13 protein-coding genes are annotated in these 14,111 nt (G+C 50.9%); 8 read left to right on the forward strand and 5 right to left on the reverse strand.

Annotation, left to right across the window (positions count from 1 at the left end; genetic code table 11):
* The first annotated feature begins 118 nt into the window (after positions 1-118).
* From ACXAFR_RS13050 to ACXAFR_RS13070, 5 genes are read left to right on the forward strand one after another with little or no spacing between them, the layout of a single operon-like run.
* A complete protein-coding gene (locus ACXAFR_RS13050) occupies positions 119-706 on the forward strand; it encodes a hypothetical protein (protein WP_475177537.1) in 588 nt (195 codons plus the stop codon).
* 2 nt (positions 707-708) lie between these two features.
* Positions 709-1,236 carry a GTP-binding protein gene (locus tag ACXAFR_RS13055; RefSeq protein ID WP_475177540.1) on the forward strand — a complete coding sequence of 176 codons (528 nt, stop codon included), beginning with the start codon at positions 709-711 and terminating at the stop codon, positions 1,234-1,236.
* A gap of 1 nt (position 1,237) precedes the next feature.
* On the forward strand, positions 1,238-2,566 hold the full coding sequence (locus ACXAFR_RS13060; RefSeq protein ID WP_475177542.1) for a phosphatase domain-containing putative toxin: 1,329 nt from the start codon (positions 1,238-1,240) through the stop codon (positions 2,564-2,566).
* A gap of 6 nt (positions 2,567-2,572) precedes the next feature.
* On the forward strand, positions 2,573-3,457 hold the full coding sequence (locus tag ACXAFR_RS13065; protein WP_475177543.1) for a hypothetical protein: 885 nt from the start codon (positions 2,573-2,575) through the stop codon (positions 3,455-3,457).
* Between the two features lie 38 nt (positions 3,458-3,495).
* Positions 3,496-3,885, forward strand: a complete 390-nt coding sequence (locus ACXAFR_RS13070; protein WP_475177545.1) for a roadblock/LC7 domain-containing protein — start codon at positions 3,496-3,498, stop codon at positions 3,883-3,885.
* A gap of 14 nt (positions 3,886-3,899) precedes the next feature.
* On the opposite strand, the gene ACXAFR_RS13075 is transcribed toward ACXAFR_RS13070, so the two are convergent.
* Together ACXAFR_RS13075 and pckA are read right to left on the reverse strand one after the other, a co-directional pair.
* Positions 3,900-4,196: a PilZ domain-containing protein gene (locus ACXAFR_RS13075; protein WP_475177548.1), complete on the reverse strand. Its 297-nt coding sequence runs from the start codon at positions 4,194-4,196 to the stop codon at positions 3,900-3,902.
* Between the two features lie 203 nt (positions 4,197-4,399).
* A complete protein-coding gene (gene pckA, locus ACXAFR_RS13080) occupies positions 4,400-6,007 on the reverse strand; it encodes a phosphoenolpyruvate carboxykinase (ATP) (RefSeq protein ID WP_475177549.1) in 1,608 nt (535 codons plus the stop codon).
* Positions 6,008-6,463: 456 nt separating this feature from the next.
* Between pckA and ACXAFR_RS13085 the strand changes: the two genes are divergently transcribed.
* Positions 6,464-7,009, forward strand: a complete 546-nt coding sequence (locus ACXAFR_RS13085) for a DUF3617 domain-containing protein (RefSeq protein WP_475177552.1) — start codon at positions 6,464-6,466, stop codon at positions 7,007-7,009.
* A 47-nt stretch (positions 7,010-7,056) separates the two neighbouring features.
* Here the strand turns inward: ACXAFR_RS13085 and ACXAFR_RS13090 are convergent, their stop codons facing one another.
* Positions 7,057-7,719: an SDR family oxidoreductase gene (locus ACXAFR_RS13090; protein WP_475177554.1), complete on the reverse strand. Its 663-nt coding sequence runs from the start codon at positions 7,717-7,719 to the stop codon at positions 7,057-7,059.
* 326 nt (positions 7,720-8,045) lie between these two features.
* Between ACXAFR_RS13090 and ACXAFR_RS13095 the strand changes: the two genes are divergently transcribed.
* Together ACXAFR_RS13095 and ACXAFR_RS13100 are read left to right on the forward strand one after the other, a co-directional pair.
* A complete protein-coding gene (locus ACXAFR_RS13095; RefSeq protein WP_475177559.1) occupies positions 8,046-9,104 on the forward strand; it encodes an efflux RND transporter periplasmic adaptor subunit in 1,059 nt (352 codons plus the stop codon).
* A 34-nt stretch (positions 9,105-9,138) separates the two neighbouring features.
* Positions 9,139-12,312 carry an efflux RND transporter permease subunit gene (locus tag ACXAFR_RS13100; protein ID WP_475177562.1) on the forward strand — a complete coding sequence of 1,058 codons (3,174 nt, stop codon included), beginning with the start codon at positions 9,139-9,141 and terminating at the stop codon, positions 12,310-12,312.
* Positions 12,313-12,359: 47 nt separating this feature from the next.
* On the opposite strand, the gene rnhB is transcribed toward ACXAFR_RS13100, so the two are convergent.
* Positions 12,360-12,959, reverse strand: a complete 600-nt coding sequence (gene rnhB, locus ACXAFR_RS13105) for a ribonuclease HII (RefSeq protein ID WP_475177564.1) — start codon at positions 12,957-12,959, stop codon at positions 12,360-12,362.
* Positions 12,952-14,106 carry a lipid-A-disaccharide synthase gene (gene lpxB, locus ACXAFR_RS13110; protein ID WP_475177565.1) on the reverse strand — a complete coding sequence of 385 codons (1,155 nt, stop codon included), beginning with the start codon at positions 14,104-14,106 and terminating at the stop codon, positions 12,952-12,954. The genes rnhB and lpxB overlap by 8 nt, the downstream gene beginning before the upstream one ends.
* Between the last annotated feature and the right edge of the window lie 5 nt (positions 14,107-14,111).

The raw sequence follows: 14,111 nt of genomic DNA on the forward strand, positions 1-14,111 counted from the left end.
GTCGACACAAATCGACAATTCGGCAGATAGCTGCCAAAAGAGATGCTTTAAACGCCAAAACTGTCTTTTTCACACGTTACCGCAACACAATATGCTGGCGCTCGGGATATCACCGCTCATGGCAAAACAATCTTTTGTACTGGATTCAGTTAAAAGAGCTCTGGCAAATGGCCAAAATATTCATCTCACCATCGAAGGCGGCGGACAACTCATCGTCATGGGAAAAGACGCCTTGTTTCGCCAGAATGGCTGTCAGCTCAACAACTTAATTCGCTCCGACAAGAAAAATACCCGAATCTCCTTACTCTCTGACGATTCACAAAGCGTGCAGAACTCCAGAGACAAGGGACGGGAAATCTCCGAATTGCTATGGATGCTCGGCTATCAACTTTCCGGTGGCGAATTACTGGAAGGTTGCACCAGTACCGATGTCTTCCAACTGGCGCGCTGGCCAAACTTTACCCGCTTGCCTCACAACCAAAACTGTATGCGTATTGCGGCGTTGACCAGTGGCCGGGCTACATCCACAGAGATGGTTCATCGTATCCTTAAAATTCCTCAAGAAGATGCCTATCGTTTCTACAGTGCCGCCTGCACAGCCGGTTATGTACAACTGGTTGGTCGCGAGGCCGACGAAATTACACTGAAACCCCACAGACACGAGTCGATCATCGGCTCCCTGTTAGCAAAACTTCGCAGAGCCTAACCATGGAACACAAGATTATTTTTGCAGGACAGGTCGGCTCAGGAAAAACCACCGCCATAAAAACCATTAGCGATATTGATATGGTTAGCACTGAGGCAAAAGCCAGTGACGATGTCGCCAAACGCAAAGAGACAACCACCGTTGCAATGGACTATGGTGTTCTCAACCTGGATGGCGGCAATCGGGTGCATCTTTACGGAACGCCGGGCCAGGATCGATTCAGCTTTATGTGGGACATTCTTACCGCCGGCGGGCTCGGGCTAGTCATTCTTATCGATAACGCCCGAATTACACCAGAGTCAGAGCTGGAACACTACCTGAATAGCTTCAGCAAATTCATCGCGAACAGTCCTGTTGCCATCGGTATTACGCGTATGGACGTCATGGCGGTACCGAGACTCAGCAGCTATCAAAAAACCCTCGATAAACTACAGCTTAAGGCTCCGCTTTTTGAAGTAGATGCTCGCCGTGAAAACGACGTAAAAACACTGCTGCAATCATTACTTGTCCGCATGGAGTTGGGCCTGTGACATGAGCCCCCTGTCGGCAAGTAAGGTATTGCAGCTGCAGAATTACGGCATCGGCCTCGGCGAAAGAGTCATTCTCAGCTCCGTTACCTTTGCTATTTCTCCACTCGGCATCACCTCTCTGCTTGGACCAACAGGGACTGGAAAATCGACACTTCTTCGAACGCTGGCGGGACTCAATGACGCCAACCCGAATCTGCGCACCTGGGGAGAAGCCACCTATTGCGGCACCACACTGGGAACCGGTGAACGCCCGGCAATGATCATGCAAAGTACTCAATTGCTGACGGCCAACGTTTTACAGAACGTCCTCTTCGATCTGCCGGAGAAAGCAACGCTGGAACTGGCTCAACAGAGAGCGTTAGCCGAGCGACTGCTGAGCGAAGCAGGCTTAGAGGACTTAATACACAAACTCTATCGACCGGTTTCCGAACTCACCTTTTACCAGAACCGGCATCTCTCTATCGTCAGAATTTGTGCCTGTAATCCACGACTCATTTGTCTGGATGAGACCACGGCGGACCTCGCCCCAGAAGATACCGAACGGCTGCTTCGCTATATTGAAAAACAAAGCCAGCATCGCGCGGTATTGATCGTCTCACACAATTTACAACAGGCGCGACGGCTGGGAGGACAAACGGTCCTGCTTGCCGGAGGTGAAGTTCAGGAAGCCGCAGCGACAGAGGCTTTTTTTACAACGCCTCAAAATCCGATCACTCAGGCATTTTTGAAATCAGGTTCTTGCAGTTTACCCGCTCCGGATGCAAAACCAGAAGACCTGGATCCAGAAAGTCCACCCCCGCCACCACTCCCCGATGCCGCGACAAACTACGTTAGCGATAGTTTTGGGCCACGTGGTTTTCTTTGGCTATTCAAAGGCCAGCTGGCTGGCACACCTCGGCCGGGTATTTTTCTCGACATTCACTATGATCTGGAAGCGTTACAGAGGGTTGGTATAAAACATCTCATCAGCTTGACGGAACCGCCCCCGGCTGAGCCTGCCATGGAAGTGGATCTGCTTGCAGACTACGGCATTGCACACAGTCATTACCCAATTCCAGATATGGAGGCTCCTGATATTGAAACGGCTGTTCACTTATGTGAGCACATCCATGCCTTGCTTGATTCGTCGATCCCCGTTGCTGTTCATTGTCGGGCCGGTATGGGAAGAACCGGGACGGCGCTTGCGAGCTATCTCATATGGCAAGGAAAAGATGCGATCACCGCTCTCGAAACTGTCCGTCGTATTGAACCTCGCTGGGTGCAGTCTGATCGCCAAGTTAAATTTCTTGAGGTTTTCGACGATCATTTAACAGAAGCCTGTCACCGGTAACCCAACATGACGAAGAAAGCACCGTCCAATCAAAATCTTAGGTCAGACTCTTCCGACAAGTTGGAACCTATCGATGAGAGCTTTGCGGAGCTATCAACGGACGATGGGTTTCATTCTGTCTTTTCCCAAGTAGATTCCGGTGTTGAGCAAATTGACTTCGACACGGAATTTGACAGTGACCTGGACTATAGTGAGAGAGAGCTTTTCGAAGACGAAGTAGAAACTGCTGAAGAAATGGCTGAGCACAAGGTCGAGGACGACATCGACGAGCACACCATCTCAAAGCCAAGCCCGTCAAACAAAAAAGCTGACGTAAAAAAAGTAACCCGTGAAACGCAAGAGAATGTCATTGCAGCACCACCGGATAAGCCTACGGCCGCTGCTGATCATCCGATCGAAGAGGTTCAAAAATTAGCAGACTCTGACAAAGAGATAATTTCTGAACCCACGACTTCAACGACACTCCCAAAGGAGATACCAACAATGTCAAAATTTGACGATGCAATAGCCGCAGCGGTAGCTGCCGTTCCGGAATGTGTAGCAGCAGGCTATGTCGATCTGGAAAGTGGCATGTTACTGGGAATGAAAACGGTAGATTCTCACCCGACAGAAGTGATGGATTTGCTCGCTGCGGCAACGGCGGATTTGTTTCAAGGCAGCAACGTTGTCAGCATTGAAAACATTTTTAAGCAAGCTCGCGGTCTTCCGCTGGATGATTTCCACTACTTCAAAGAAATCATCGTCAATTCAGAAAACCTCATCCATGTTTTTTTACGCAGTAAAAAGGAACCTACCCATGTGGTGACTTTCGTCTGTCGACTGTCTGCCAATTTGGGCATGGTGCTCACCAAAGCGCGGCAGCAAGTACCAAACCTAGACGCAGCATTGTAAGGGCGACTTTACGTTAAATTTAATACGGGCGGTATGTTATGCAGAAAAATGAATCAGATAGCCAAACAGCAGGCTTGCACAAGATAATCCGTGATTTGATTCATGATTCCAACGGAGACATCACCGCCTGCGCCGCGATGAGTAGTGACGGCTACATTCGCGTCTCTGAACTGCGTGAAGGCGTTGATGGGGACCGTTTTGCAGCCATGGGCGCATCCCTTTTGGCACTGGCTGACAACACCTCATCTGAAATCGAAATTGGCGATATGCGCCAGGTTATGATTATGGGAACAACAGGGGTTGTTATTCTTACTCACGCTGGCAGAGATACTGTGCTGGCGATATCTGCCGTCGCCAAAGCAAAACTTGGGAAGGTACTACTGGATACTAAGCGCGCCGCTCAAAAATTTGAGGAACTACTGAACTAACGTAGCCGGCGGAACTATCCGCCAGCACGTGTAAAGCGAAAACCAATGGTAAAACCTTTATCATCATTGGGCGTGCAATGGGCGACAGTGCACTGCTCAGTCACACTGGTCTCTCGCTGATTGCCGAAAACGGCTTGTACTATCGTATCCGGCACCAATTCAAAATCCGCATTGACGGCAAATCCGCCGGCACTCAAGTCGGCAATTTCTGCCGTCAGGCTCCCCTGATCATACGCAGCGTCTTCAACGGTTAACGTACACGTCTCGTAATAGGGTACCCGATTAAAACGCCGTCGAGATTCTTCTGTCATACGTGCCAACCCATTCTCTCTGCTTGCCCTATTGGCGGACCTGTCACAGTTTTCAAAACCAGTTCTTGATTTAGATCAGCGTTTTTAACGCTCTCCTAAGAGCATAGCTCAGTATCGACTGGGCGGGTTGATATATCACCGACCAGTATTCTACAGACATAAAAAAAGCGCCTTTCGGCGCTTTTTTTAGAGTGCGGTGTGATTTACAACTGAGGACCAGCAGCAACCAGAGCAGCACCTTCTTCGTTGTCGGTGAACATCGAGAAGTTAGCAATGAACAATTCCGCCAAATGACGAGCTTTGCCTTCCCACTCGCTGGCTTCTCCGTAAGTATCACGAGGATCGAGAATACCGCTATCAACACCAGGAAGTTCGAGAGGTACTTCCAAGTTGAAAATTGGAATGGTCTTGATTTCTGCTTTGTCCACGGAGCCATCGAGAATCGCATCGATGATACCGCGAGTGTCCTTGATGGAAATTCGGTTACCCGTACCGTTCCAGCCAGTGTTGATCAGATACGCCGTCGCACCGGAGGCTTCCATTTTACGTACCAGCTCCTCGCCGTAACGTGTTGGATGCAGAGTCAAGAATGCCTTACCAAAACACGCAGAAAAGGTAGGAGTAGGCTCAGTAACACCACGCTCTGTACCCGCAAGCTTCGCGGTAAAACCGGACAGGAAGTGATATTTGGTTTGCTCAGGCGTCAACTTGGAAACCGGCGGCATAACACCGAAGGCGTCCGCCGTCAGGAAGATCACTTTGGTCGCATGGCCAGCACGGGAAACCGGCTTAACAATGTTTTCAATGTGATTGATCGGATAGGAGACGCGGGTATTTTCAGTGACAGAATTGTCGGAGAAATCGATCTTGCCATCGGCGTCGACAGTCACGTTCTCCAACAGAGCATCACGGCGAATAGCGTTGTAGATGTCGGGCTCACTGGCGGGATCAAGATTGATCGTTTTCGCGTAACAGCCGCCTTCGAAGTTGAAGATACCGTCGTCATCCCAGCCGTGCTCATCATCACCAATTAATTCGCGATGAGGATCGGTAGACAAAGTGGTTTTACCGGTACCAGACAGACCGAAGAAGATCGCTACGTCACCTTCTTTGCCAACGTTGGCAGAGCAATGCATGGACGCCATGTTATTCAGCGGCAGATAGTAGTTCATCATTGCGAACATACCTTTTTTCATTTCGCCACCGTACCAAGTGCCGCCAATGATCTGCATTTTTTCTGTCATATTAAACACGGTGAATACTTCCGAATTCATGCCGTGTTTTTCCCAGTCAGGGTTGGATGTTTTCGACCCGTTCATAACGACGAAATCCGGCTCACCGTAATTGGCCAGCTCAGCGTCTGTTGGGCGAATAAACATGTTTTTCACGAAGTGGGCCTGCCAGGCCACTTCCATAATGAAGCGAACTTTCAAACGAGAAGATTCGTTGGCACCACAAAAAGTATCAACAACGAACAAACGCTTGCCGGAAAGCTGGTCGGCAACCCGCTTTTTAAGATCCGTCCAAACTTCTGGAGAAATAGGCTTATTGTCATTTGGCGCGTCTTTGGAGTTCCACCAGAGATGCTGCTTACTAACCTCGTCTTCAACGATGTATTTATCTTTTGGCGACCGCCCGGTAAAGATTCCGGTCATCACGTTAACGGCGCCTAATTCGGTCACTACGCCCTTTTCGTACCCCTCAAGATCAGCGCGAGTTTCCTCTTCAAACAACTGCTCATAAGAGGGGTTGTAAATAATTTCAGCAGCATCAGTGATGCCGTACTGCGACAAATTCAACGTTTCGGACATTGTCCAACTCCTTGATTTTATTAAACCCCGTTTGCATATTTTGTGTCATCCATCTCCGCCGCAAACAGTAGCGGTAGCGATTGATGCTCTATTGGCTCATCCTTTGGTGGTACATCAGGCGGCCTGTATCCGAGAACGGATAACTTTTCTAAGCGCGCGTAGTATACCGAAGACGAGAGGTCCGAGAAACTTCAGCTCTTGACAAAAGTCGCACGACTCAAAAATTTTAAACTAAAGTCTATCTTCCCTGTCGATAGTTATGCCTGCTAATAGCTTAAGCATCAAAATGACAGCGATGTCACAACAACGTTTATCATTTTTATGATCATATTGAACAAAACCTCCTTTAATTCGGAAATATGCGGTAACCAAGCGGGTTATCCGTCGCTATCCACCAACACGCAAAATCGCTAACATGCGTTTCAAGTTCTTATAAAAAATTAAGGAAAAAAGACAATGCACTCATGGAAACGCGTCGCTGGCATCACCCTGCTCTCCCTCTCCAGTATCCAGGCTTCCGCCAAGGACACGCCCGATATCAAGTCGGGCTTATGGGAACATTCCATCGAAATAAAGAGCGCCAGCGGTCGCATTGAAGCAGCCATCGAGCAAAGCCGCCAAATGATGGCCAATATGCCACCAGAACAACGGGCCATTATGGAAAGCATGATGGCCGAACAAGGGATCAATCTGGATCTTGGCGGCCGTACGGTAAAAACCTGTATGACCGAAGAAATGATCGCCAATGTCGGCCTTCCTCAAACAGATGAAGACTGTACCCAGGAGATGACCGAGACGAAAAAAGGCCACTTCTCCATGACTCTCTCCTGCACCGGAGCAGAAAAGATGACGGGCACAGGGGAATTCATCGTTGCCGACCGGGAAAACTTTTCTGGTAAGGTCGATATGGATGTCACGATGGAAGGTCAGGAAGATAAGATGACCATCACCCAGCAGGGTCGCTGGCTCGCCAGCGACTGTGGGGATGTCCCCAGCGAATAATCGTAGTCACGCGTACGCTTTGGTAGAGAGCGAGCCCAACGTTGCCGCTACCAGGGCAGCGGCTGACCATTGCTATGCCAAAAAGAACCGGAATTTTCCAGGGTTAGGGCGGCCATTCGCTGAAAAAGTCGTTGGGCAGCTTCTTCAGCGGAAATATCCCCACGCCCTCCAACCATATCCGTTTGCACATAGCCGGGATGTAGCACGGCAACCGCGACACCCCGCGGCGCCAGATCCACGGCCAATGATTTTCCGGCCATGTTCAACGCGGCCTTCGACATGCGATAGTCATACCCACTGCCACTGGTATTGTCGGCAATTGAGCCCATACGGCTGGTGATCAGTCCAATTTTGCTGCCCTGCCCCAGATTGTCGAGCAGTGCTTCGGTAATCCTCAATGGGCCCAAGGCATTCGTGGCGAAAACCCGGTCGAAATCCTCATAGTCAATCGCGCCCAACCTCGCTTTCCCCCATACGCCCGCATTGTTGATGAGGTTAGAAACCTTCTGACCAGCCAAGCGCGCCGCGAGTGTTTTTCCCACATCAGGTTCCGCAACATCAATGCCTTCGATAATATCGACCCCCAGCTCCGTAAGAGGCTCGGAACGTCTACGGCAGCAGGCAACGACCGTCTCTCCAGCATGTTTATATACCGAACATAACGCCAGTCCAATTCCCCGATTTGCCCCTGTAATGACGGTAGTTCCCATAATCTGTTCTCTCTTTGTCGGTCAGTTTTTCATCTGCGCTTCATGATAGGCAATTAGTATGCTCGGCTGTCCTCTGCGATTGCCCCGACCGTGGTAGCACCTGTCGACCTCCCCTACCATAGTAAATTGCCTTACAGGCGGGTAGGATTGAGAACAATTCGCACTTTCTAAGCTGCCATAAGCTCCTATAGCCTGCATTCATAGAGCTCAGGAATTATGGCTTCCGCATCATACGAGCCGATGGCTCGAACTTTCTGAAGGCTGATGGTTTGTCATACGTTCTATCCATCCTATACAGGCATGTTTCTTTTACTCAAAGGACGCGGTTGCTACTGCCACTTGCGCTCTTCTTCACGGCACCAGCGCTATACGCTCAAAACGATTCCGGAACGCCTGTCAATATCAGCTCTGCCGAATCAGGATCCATTTACCAGTCACTCAATTTGACGGGAACCGTCACATCACGACACGTGTCTCGACTATCGACCTCAACCAGCGGCTTAGTTAAAACCCTCAACGTTGATGCCGGCAGCCACATCACACAAGGCGATATTTTGCTGACACTGGATGATGAGCTGGTTTCGCATCAGTTGGCAGCGAATCTGGCAAGAGTGGAACAAGCCGAAGCCAGCCTAGAGGATGCCCGGCGAAGACGCCAGGAAGCGGAGCCGTTAATCGCCAGTAACAGTATTGCGGCCAGCAGTGTTCGAGATATTGATACAGAAGTCGCCACCGCCGAAGCCCTGCTAGCAGAGCGCCGAGCCGCAGCCGCGTATCAACAATCGCTGCTGGATCGTCACCGACTTAAGGCCCCTTTCAGCGGCGTCATTAGCGCGAAATCCACGGAACTCGGCGAATGGGTAAATTCTGGCACCGGCGTACTGGAGCTGGTCGCCACTGACTCGCTGCGGCTTGATTTTTCCGTCCCGGAAAACTATCTCGGTAGTATCTCTCCCGGAGCCGATGTGAGTTTCCGCAGCCCTGCATTCCCCGGTACCGAATTCAAAGGCCATATCGCGACGCTGGTGCCAATCACAGAAACCGGCGCGCGTACGTTTTTACTTAGGGTAGAGATAGATACCCCAGACAAGCTGATTCCCGGTCTTTCGGTACAGGCCAATCTGCGCCTACCAACCGGCCGCCAGGGCTTACTGGTCCACAGAGATGCACTCCTCACCTATCCCGATGGGCGTACCGTTGTCTGGACGGCCGAAGAAGATGACCGTGGCGGCTACGTGGCAAAGGAAAACCTGGTAACAACCGGTCTGTCGTTCGCAGAGCGGGTCGAGGTCATCGACGGGTTGGCATCTGATGCAAAGGTCATTGTACGTGGCAATGAAGCCCTACAGAGCCAACAGCGACTCCACATACTAAATTCGCCCTAATTTCCTCCCCGCCTCATCAGGAGACTCTGGCAAGATGCTGGAAAAAACCATTCGCAACGGGCTGCTCACAACGGTCATTACGTTGATTGTCAGTGTTTTGGGAATCATGGCTGCCATGCGGATCCCGGTACAGATGATTCCGGATCTCGACGTGCGCGTCATCAGCATTCGCACGACCTGGCCTGGAGCCACACCCCAGGATGTGGAAAAAGAGCTCATCATTGAGCAAGAGGAGTATCTTCGCAACTTGCCAAATCTGGCCCGGATTATCTCGACAGCAGAGAGTGGGCAAGCAGAAATCGAACTTGAATTCCCATTTGGCACAGACGTCACGGAAATGCTGATTCGCGTCAATAACGCACTGAGTCAAGTACCGTCTTATCCTGAAAATGTCGACGAACCCAGAATTTACGCCAACTCGTTTTCCAGCAATTCGTTTATGTTCTTTCGGGTTGTGCCTCTTCCCGGCAACCCCAGACACCTGGACATGGATCTGGTACTGGACTTTTTGGAGGATAACGTCAAACCTCAGATGGCCAGTGTCACTGGCGTTTCTGAAATCAATGTGGGCGGTGGCAGCGAACGTCAAATTCAAATCATGGTGGATCCTGAACGTCTCGCGCAGCGTCGCTTACAACTCAGCGATATTCGATCTGCAATTCGAGAGCGCAATCGCGACCGTTCCGGCGGAGAAATCGAATCCGGTAAGCGCCAGTATCTGCTGCGAACCATTGGACGTTTTGAAGATCTCGATGCGCTACGCAATCTCGTGTTATCGCGGGATGGGGACGTCATCGTCCGATTGAAAGACGTAGCCACTGTCAGTCTCGATCACTTTGAAAAAAGCGACGAAAATTACATCAATGGCAACCCGTCATTAATGATCAGCGTAAGGCGTGAAGCTGGCTCAAACGTTATCGACATCAAACAGGCGATGCTGGTCGAAGTCGAACGCCTGAATCAACAGGTCTTGGCTCCGGCCGGACTGGAAATGTCCCCCATCTCAGATGACGTTCGCTATGTGGAAGAGTCCATCCGCAATGTCTGGCAGAATTTGTTTCTCGGCAGCCTGTTCGCGATTGGAGTCATGTACCTCTTTTTACGCAACGCTAAGTCGACCTTGATTGGCGTCATGGGCATTCCGTTTTGCATTATCGTTGCCTTTCTTGGACTTTTGATTAGCGGTCGAACCATCAATGTTATCTCCATGGCCGGCATTGCCTTCGCGATCGGTATGACACTGGATAACAGCATCGTGGTCATGGAGAGCATTGCCCTGGAAAGGCGCAAAGGTAAAACCGGTTTGGATGCGGCAATCGCTGGCGTTAAAGCGGTCTGGCCTGCGGTATTTGCGTCGACCATGACAACCGTGCTGGTGTTTCTACCGATCGCATTTGTCGAACAGGAAGCCGGACAACTCTATTCCGATGTCGCTATCGCAATTTCTGCCGCGATAATCGCCTCAATGATTACCGCGGTCACGCTGGTGCCGACAGCACTTGGCCGGATCTCTGATCGCACCGCAGAACAAATGGCCGCAGCACTTGGTGAAAATTCGCAGAGCGGCTGGCAACAGCGCTTATTGCTAGGATGCCGCTGGCTATTACGAACTGCCAAGCGACGATACACCTGTATCGCCGCGACTATGTTGATCAGTGGTGGAATTATTTATTTTCTAACGCCACCTGCGGAATATCTACCCGAAGGCGAAGAGCCAAAACTCTTCGCTATGATGAATGCCCCACCCGGCTACAACCTAGCCGAAATGCACAACATCGGAATGGACCTGGAAGCCCGCCTGCTCCCCTATGTCGAAGCCGACCCAGCTGACTTCGCCTCTGGTGCAGCGCCTGTTCCAGCCCTAAAGTACATCAATATGGGGATCAACCCTCAGTCCCTACGCATCATTACAGAACCCGTGGACGCCGGCGATATTGAAGCATTAACGCAAATTCTCACGAAGATGTATGAAGAGTATCCCGGCGTGCGTCCTTTTGTATCGAGAGGCTCCATCATTACCAGCAATGATGGTGGTACTCGGAGTATTAACCTCGATATTTCCGGGCCAAATCTGCAACAAATTTTTGATGTCGCCTTGAAGGCCTATCGGCATGCCGGAGAGCTTTTCGATAATCCACGCATTCAAACCAGTCCAGGTTCACTTACACTGGCGCAACCGATGGTAGAAGTTCACCCCAATTGGGAGAGAGCGGCGGAAGCCGGATTATCGGCAGATACCCTAGGGTTCACCGTCGCCGCGTTAACAGACGGCAGTTTTATCGATGAATTCTTTATGGACGACGATAAGATTGATATTTATCTCTACAGCACAGCTGGACAAGGCGCCCGCCTGGCGGACCTTTCGCAACTCCCCATTTACACACCGCGTGGCGATATTCTGCCGTTGGAATCCGTCGCCAATATTATAGAAAAAATGGACACCAGCAGTATCCGCCGGGTAAACGGCAATCGCACGGTGACACTGAATATCATTCCCCCTCGCTCAGTACCTCTGGAGACGGGTGTTGCCACCGTTACCGAACAATTGCTGACCAAAATGCAGCAGGCTGGCGAAATTCCAGCCGGGGTATCAATGTCCATTTCTGGTGCCGCCGACCAGTTGGATGCGACGCGCAATGCTCTCAGCGGGAATTATTTGGTGGCATTGTTTATCATCTATTTATTGTTGGTCGCCATTTTCTCCCACTGGGGCTATCCGCTGCTCATTATGATTTCTATTCCCCTGGGGATTGCCGGTGGAATCGTTGGGCTTTGGGTATTGAATGCCGCTGGCAGCTTGCTGCCAATTCTCGGGGTCAGCGCGATATCTCAACCCTTCGACATGATATCCATGCTGGGTTTCTTGATTCTGATGGGCACCGTGGTGAACAACCCTATTTTAATCGTGCACCGAGCGGTCGATAACCTTCAAAATAACGCCATGAACGCTCACGACGCGGTTATGGAGGCTCTTGAAGCTCGGCTTCGCCCAATCGCCATGTCGACCATCACAACCCTCTGCGGATTGGCGCCGCTGGTATTGATTCCGGGATCGGGAACCGAGCTTTATCGTGGCGTCGGCGCCATTGTGATGTTTGGAATTCTCGGCGCGACCTTGGTGACATTAACCATGTTGCCGGCATTAACAATCGCTGTACTGGAGTGGGTAGAGAAGCAACAACAAAGGCCGCTGACACACTCCCTGTAATATCCGCCAAGTCTCTCTTACAGATCGGAGGCCCTAAAGCCTAGGGCCTAAAGCAGGGGCATCTGCTCAATGATAGATTTTACGGGACCGAAGCTGGTACGGTGAACAGGCGTTACCCCCAGACGTTTGATCGCATCGAGATGTACAGCAGTCGGATAACCTTTGTGGCGAGCGAAGCCATAACCTGGATAGGTTTTTTCCAGCTCAACCATTTCTCGATCTCGGACAACTTTGGCAAGAATGGATGCTGCGCTGATCGCAGGTACGAGGCTGTCGCCTTTAACCACCGCCTGGGATGGGTAATGCCATTTTGGTAAACGGTTACCATCCACCCAAACAAATTCGGGTGGAATATGCAGCCCTTCGACGGCCCGCTTCATCGCCAGCATGCTGGCATGCAGGATATTGATCTGATCGATTTCTGCAACGCTTGCACGAGCAACACAAAAGCTCTTAGCTTTCTGCTGAATCTTCTCAAACAGGGATTCACGACGCTTTTCAGACAGCTTTTTGGAATCAGCTAACCCATCAATAGGCTGCTTGGGGTCTAAAATAACGGCGGCAGCCACGACATCGCCGGCCAAAGGGCCACGACCCACTTCATCCACGCCAGCGGCCAGGTCTGTGGCCACGGAATAATCATCCATTCCGAGATCTTCCATTTTCGAGTAATTTGACGATGGCTTTAGCAGCCGATTCACTGGCATCACACTGCAAACCATCGTGCAATTGGGTAAATTTAGCTTGTAGCTCAGCCCGTTTATCAACATCGTCAAGTAATCGCCCTACAGCCGCCGCCAGGCTTTTAGGTGTTGCGGCATCTTGGACAAATTCTTCCACCAGCGGCTCATCAGCCAGTAGATTCGGCAGGGATACATAAGGCGTTTTTACCAAGCGCTTGAGAATCCAGTAACCCAGCTTGGAAAAACGATAGGCGACCACCATAGGCCGTTTGTATAACATGGCCTCCAAGGTCACAGTGCCAGAGGCCATTAAAACCACGTCTACAGCAGCAAGAACATCGTGCGAGCGCCCATCAATGATCTTAACCGGCAAGCCAGATTGATCTGACAGTTGCTGCGTAATTTGCTCGTGACGACTGGCGTTTGCCGCTGGAACCACAAACTGCACACCGGAATGATGTTTCAGTATTTCGCGGGCTGCCGCCCAAAACAAAGGCCCCAGATTACCGACCTCGCCGCCGCGGCTGCCAGGGAGAACTCCTACGTAGACCTGCCCTTCCGCCAGCTCCAAACCTTGTCGAGCCGCGCTCTGATCTGGCGTTAATGGAATGCGATCAGCCAGGGGATGACCGGCATAAGCCACAGGAACCTGGTGATCTTCATAGAATTTTGCTTCGAACGGAAACAAGGTAATCATCAGATCAACGGCGCGCGCAATTTTAAATATTCGCTTTCGCCGCCAGGCCCAGACCGTAGGGCTCACATAATGAACCGTTTTAATACCGGAAAGGCGCAATTTTTCTTCAATCGTGAGGTTAAAATCCGGCGAATCAATGCCGATAAAAACATCCGGCTGCGACTGTCGAAAATGCTCAATCAAAAATCGGCGCATGCGCAAGAGTTCTGGCAGTCGCTTGAGCGGCTCGATTAACCCCATTACGGCTAACCGATCCTGAGAAAAAAAGGAATGGAACCCCTGCGCCAGCATCTGAGGTCCGCCGATGCCTTCAAAAACGGCATCGGGGTATCGCTTTTTCAAAGCTTGAATCAAGCCCGCACCAAGGGCGTCGCCGGATGCTTCTCCAGCGATGATACCGATACGCAATGGCATATATA

Source organism: Pseudomaricurvus sp. ABR4_320 (assembly GCF_056159445.1).